Below are 4,875 nucleotides of genomic sequence, written 5' to 3'. Positions count from 1 at the left end.
CCCTCGAACAGCACCATGCCCGACGGCGAGTTGAGGCCGGTCATGAACGGCGTCTTCATCTCCGCCACGCCGTCGCCGTCCGCGTCGCGCAGCAGCGTGATGCGATTGGCCGAGGGCACGCCCGCGCCGACGCGACCGAGCAGCGTCTTCATCACCCAGTTCTTGATGCCGCCGCCCTCGCGCGGGGGCGAGTTGGTCTCCGCCACCAGAACGTCGCCGTTGGGCAGGCGGTAGAGCCAGCGCGGGTGGTCGAGCCCGGTCGCGAACGGCTGCACGCGCAGCCCCGCGGCGACAGTCGGGCGCTCGCCATCCTTCCATCCGATCGGCTCGGCGGTGCCGACCGTCGGGATGACCTGCTGGCGCGGCGCGGTGATGTCGGGTCGCGTGCCCGCGACCGCGTTGACATCGAGCTTGGCCTTGTCGGGCCAAGCGAGCCACACGAAGATGCCGATGGCGACGAGGGCGATCAGGCCGAAGACGGCGAGCACATGCTTGAGCATGGCCGATCTGTAAGCGCTCGCGCGGCGCGATGCACGCGGCTTGTGCGCGGAGGAAACGATAAGGCCGCCGGCATGGGGGGCATGCCGGCGGCCACCGACTAGGCAGCTCCCGGTGCGACCCGAAGGGCTTGCGTCGTCGATCCCGAACGAGAAGGGCGGCCCGCGAGGAGCGGCCCGCCCGTCATCGTGTTGGTGGCTGCGCTACCGGCTGCTGCCGGCGCGCGCAACCGATGCGATCACAGCAGGTCGTAGCGATCCGCGTTCATCACCTTGTTCCACGCCTGCACGAAGTCGCCGACGAACCTGTCGCCCGCGTCGTCCATCGCGTAGACCTCGGCCACTGCGCGCAGCTGCGAGTTGGAACCGAAGATCAGGTCGGTGCGCGACGCGGTCCAGCGGTGCTCGTGCGTCAGACGGTCGGTGCCGACATACTCCTGGTCGCTCTTCTCGTCGACCTGCTTCCACGCCGTCTTCATGTCGAGCAGGTTGACGAAGAAGTCGTTGGTCAGCTGACCCGGACGGTCGGTGAACACGCCGTGCTGCTTCGCGTTCGAGTGGTTGGTGCCGAGCACGCGCATGCCGCCGATCAGCACCGCCATCTCGGGCGTCGACAGCCCGAGCAGCTGCGCCTTGTCGACCATCAACTCCTCCGTCGGCACGGTAAAGCGCACCTGCAGGTAGTTGCGGAACGCGTCGGCCTTGGGCTCGAGCACGTCGAAGCTGTCCTTGTCGGTCTGCTCCTCCAGCGCGTCGGCACGGCCCGGGGTGAACGGCACCTCGATCGACGTGCCCGCCGCCTTCGCCGCTGCCTCGATCCCGACGTTGCCGCCGAGCACGATCAGGTCGGCAATCGACACCTTCTTGTCACCCTTTCCGTCGAACTCGGCCTTCAGCCCCTCGTAGACCGAGAGGACGCGGGCGAGCTGCTCGGGCTCGTTGACGTCCCAGTCACGCTGCGGCGCGAAGCGGATGCGCGCGCCGTTGGCACCGCCGCGGTGATCCGACTTGCGGTAGGTCGAGGCCGACGCCCAGGCGGTGGTGACCAGCTCGCTGATCTCCAGCCCCGAGTTGGCGATCGCCTGCTTGAGCGAGGCGACGTCCGACTGGTCGATCTGCGGATAGTCCGCCTTGGGGATCGGGTCCTGCCAGATCAGGTCCTCGCTCGGCACCTCGTCGCCGAGGTAGCGCTGCTTCGGACCCATGTCGCGATGGGTCAGCTTGAACCACGCGCGCGCCCAGGCATCGGCGAAGTAGGCCGGATCGGCGCGGAACTTCTCCATGACCGCGCGGTAGGCGGGGTCCTCGCGCAGCGCCATGTCGGCCGAGGTCATCATCGTCGGGACCTTCTTGCCCTCGACGTGCGCCGACGGGGCGAGCGTGTCCTCGGGATCGCCGACCGGATGGTACTGGTGCGCACCCGCCGGGCTCTTGGTCAGCTCGTACTCGTGGTCCAGGAGCATGTCGAAGTAGGTCATGTCCCAGGTGATCGGCGTCGGCGTCCACGCGCCTTCGATACCCGAGGTGATCGTGTCGTCGCCCATGCCGGTGCCGTGCGTGCTGGTCCAGCCCAGACCCTGCGCCGCGATGTCCGAGCCTTCCGGCTCGGCGCCGACCTTGGACGAGTCGCCGTTGCCGTGCGCCTTGCCGAAGGTGTGGCCGCCCGCGGTCAGCGCGGCGGTTTCCTCGTCGTTCATGCCCATGCGCGCGAACGTCTCGCGCATGTCGCGCGCCGAGCCCATCGGGTTGGGCTTGCCGCCCGGACCTTCCGGATTGACGTAGATCAGGCCGTGCTGGATCGCGGCGAGCGGGTTCTCGAGCGCGAGACCGGCTTCCTCGTCGATGCGCGTCTGGCCGAGCCACTCTTCCTCGGTGCCCCAGTAGATGTCCTTCAGCGGCTCGAACACGTCCTCGCGGCCGCCGGAGAAGCCGAAGGTCGGCCCGCCCATCGACTCGATCGCGACGTTGCCAGTCAGGATGAACAGATCGGCCCAGCTCAGCGCGCGGCCGTACTTCTGCTTGATCGGCCACAGCAGGCGACGCGCCTTGTCGAGATTGCCGTTGTCCGGCCACGAATTAAGCGGGGCAAACCGCTGCGCACCCGACGACGAACCGCCACGCCCGTCGCCGGTGCGATAGGTGCCGGCCGAGTGCCACGCCATGCGGATGAAGAACGGTCCGTAGTGACCGTAATCGGCCGGCCACCACGGCTGGCTGTCGGTCATCAGCGCGGTCAGGTCGGCCTTCACGGCGGCATAATCGAGCGTCTTGAACGCCTCGCGGTAGTTGAACTCCGCACCCATCGGGTTGGCGGGCTGACCATCGGTCTGCAGGATTTCGAGCGGCAGCGTGTCGGGCCACCAGTCGCGCGCGGTGCGACCCAGCAGCGAGCGCATCGCGGCGGGCTGCTTGTCGGGATCGTTGATCGGGCTGCCTTCGGTAATCGCGTCCATGTGTTTCTGGCTCCTCGTCGGCGCAATCAGGCCACGTATGCTCCACCGAGGTGGAAGCGTGGCTCGGGATAATGGATGGCCGTGTCTAGCGTGTGACGACTGATCGGTGAAACGCTAAATCACGCCTGGATTGATCGCTACGCTCGATCAATCGTCGTCGCTGTCCGGGGGGGTAGCCGGCGGGTGGAGCCGCACGCGATTGACGCGGCGCTCGTCGGCGTCGATCACCTCGATCTTCCAGCCGCTGGGATGGTCGAGGCAGTCGCCCACCACCGGCACGTGCCCGGCGAGCACCGCGGTCAGCCCGCCGATCGTGTCGACGTCGTTCTCCACCTCGGCGAGGCGCGGGTCGATCGCCTCGGCGATGTCCTCCAGCTCGACACGCGCGTCGGCGTCCCACGCGCCGCCGTCGATCGGCACCAGCAGCACCTCGGGCGCTTCGTCGTGCTCGTCCTCGATCTCGCCGACGATCTCCTCGATCAGGTCCTCGATCGTCACCAGCCCCTCGGTGCCGGAATATTCGTCGAGCACTACCGCCAGGTGGACGCGGGTCTGCCGCATGTCGGCGAGCAGGTCGAGCGCGCCGCGTGACATCGGCACGTACAGCGGCTGGCGGATCAGCGCGGTGATCTCGTTCGGCCGCTCGGCGCTGCCGGCCAGGATGTTGAACACGTCCTTGATGTGGACCATGCCGACGATCGCGTCGAGGTTCTCGCGGTAGACGGGCAGGCGGCTGACGCCCGCCTCGGCGAACACCTGGACCACATGGTCAAAGGTGGTGCGTTCCTCCACCGCGATGATGTCCGCGCGCGGCACGCCGACGTCGCCCGCGTCGCGCTCGCCGAAATGCAGCATGTTGCGCACCATCTGCCGCTCCAACGGGGTCAGGTCGCCCTTGGCGTCGGGGCCGGGATCGCCCTCGTGCCGGTCGATCACCTCTTCGAGCTGGTCACGCAGCGTTTCCTCGCGCTGTTCGCCGAAGATCAGGTTGCGCAAACCGCTCCAGATATTCTGTTCATTGGGGTCGCCGCCGTGCGCGGCGCTACTTCGGTCCTCGGCCATGATGGCTGCGTCATTCCTCTCGGATCAGATACGGGTCGGCGATGCCGAGTTCGGACAGGGCCGCGCGCTCGATCTCCTCCATCGCGTCCCCCTCCTCGTCGGTGCCGTGATCGTAGCCTAGCAGATGCAGCACGCCGTGCACCACCAGGTGCGAGAGGTGGTGATCGACCGATATTTCGCGCTGCGCCGCTTCCGTCGCGCAAACGCCGTGCGCCAGCACGATGTCGCCCAGCAGCACCTCGCCGTCGTCGCTGTTCTGCGTGACGCTATCGATCAGGTCGGGCTGCACCATCGGGAATGACAGCACGTTGGTCGGCTTGTCCTTGCCCCGGTACTGGCGGTTGAGCGCGTGCACCTCGTCGTCGCTCGTCAGCCGCACGCTGACCTCGACGTGCGCGGGCGTGGTCAGCAGCCCGCCGTGCGGGGTGCGACCAACCGCTGCGCGCGCGGCGGCTAGGATCAGCGCGTCCCAGTCGGCGCGGTCCTCCCACGGTGCCTCGCGCGTCAGCTCGACGTGGATCACGCGTCGATCCCCTCATACGCCTCGACGATGCGCCCGACGATCGGGTGGCGCACGACGTCAGCGGCGGTAAAGCGGCACAGCGAGATACCCTCGACGCCGTCCAGCCGCTGCGTCGCGTCGGCCAGCCCGCTCGCGCGGACGCCGCCGGGCAGGTCGGTCTGGTTCGGGTCGCCGCAGATCACCATGCGGCTGTTCTGCCCGAAGCGGGTCAGGAACATCTTCATCTGCGCGGGCGTGGTGTTCTGCGCTTCGTCGAGGATCACGAACGCGTCGGCGAGCGTGCGCCCGCGCATGAAGGCGATCGGCGCGATCTCGATCTCGCCGCTCGCGATCCGCCGCT

The 4,875-nt window shown here is 68.2% G+C and carries 4 protein-coding genes and 1 pseudogene; all 5 read right to left on the bottom strand.

The features are described 5' to 3' along the window. Window positions 1-500 (bottom strand): annotated as a pseudogene (locus tag ACFDS6_RS16500) (sorbosone dehydrogenase family protein); the annotation flags it as partial. A gap of 236 nt (window positions 501-736) precedes the next feature. Then, window positions 737-2,950, bottom strand: coding sequence for a catalase/peroxidase HPI (gene katG / locus ACFDS6_RS16495; protein ID WP_375273185.1), 2,214 nt, complete (start codon window positions 2,948-2,950; stop codon window positions 737-739). 147 nt (window positions 2,951-3,097) lie between these two features. Next, the gene (locus tag ACFDS6_RS16490) at window positions 3,098-4,012 is read right to left on the bottom strand and encodes a hemolysin family protein (protein WP_375273184.1); all 915 of its coding nucleotides are present in this window, start codon (window positions 4,010-4,012) and stop codon (window positions 3,098-3,100) included. A gap of 10 nt (window positions 4,013-4,022) precedes the next feature. Next, a complete protein-coding gene (ybeY, locus tag ACFDS6_RS16485; protein WP_375273183.1) occupies window positions 4,023-4,535 on the bottom strand; it encodes an rRNA maturation RNase YbeY in 513 nt (170 codons plus the stop codon). Continuing rightward, a partial coding sequence (locus ACFDS6_RS16480) for a PhoH family protein (RefSeq protein ID WP_375273182.1) occupies window positions 4,532-4,875 on the bottom strand: 344 nt, incomplete at its 5' end. The genes ybeY and ACFDS6_RS16480, both read right to left, overlap by 4 nt.

The organism is Sphingomonas sp., from assembly GCF_042095875.1.
Lineage (GTDB): Bacteria > Pseudomonadota > Alphaproteobacteria > Sphingomonadales > Sphingomonadaceae > Sphingomonas.
Note: the sequence above shows the minus strand (reverse complement) of the source record. Positions and strands in the feature narration are given on the sequence as shown.